1 rRNA gene is annotated in these 585 nt (G+C 53.7%); it reads left to right on the forward strand.

Annotated features, from left to right (window positions below):
* Positions 1-585, forward strand: a 23S ribosomal RNA gene (locus tag ACXWTF_RS13435); the annotation flags it as partial.

Below are 585 nucleotides of genomic sequence, written 5' to 3' on the forward strand. Positions count from 1 at the left end.
AGTTCGGGTGGAGCCAACCTTGAAATACCAGCCTGGTACTGTTGAGGTTCTAACTTAGATCCGTTATCCGGATCGAGGACATTGTGTGGTGGGTAGTTTGACTGGGGCGGTCTCCTCCCAAAGAGTAACGGAGGAGCACGAAGGTACCCTCAGCATGGTCGGAAATCATGCAATGAGCGTAAGAGTATAAGGGTGCTTGACTGCGAGACTGACACGTCGAGCAGGTACGAAAGTAGGTTCTAGTGATCCGGTGGTTCTGTATGGAAGGGCCATCGCTCAACGGATAAAAGGTACTCCGGGGATAACAGGCTGATACCGCCCAAGAGTTCACATCGACGGCGGTGTTTGGCACCTCGATGTCGGCTCATCACATCCTGGGGCTGAAGCCGGTCCCAAGGGTATGGCTGTTCGCCATTTAAAGTGGTACGCGAGCTGGGTTTAGAACGTCGTGAGACAGTTCGGTCCCTATCTGCCGTGGGCGTTTGAGATTTGAGAAGAGTTGCTCCTAGTACGAGAGGACCGGAGTGAACGAACCTCTGGTGTTCGGGTTGTGATGCCAATCGCATTGCCCGGTAGCTACGTTCG

This window comes from Thiomicrolovo sp. ZZH C-3, assembly GCF_054862725.1.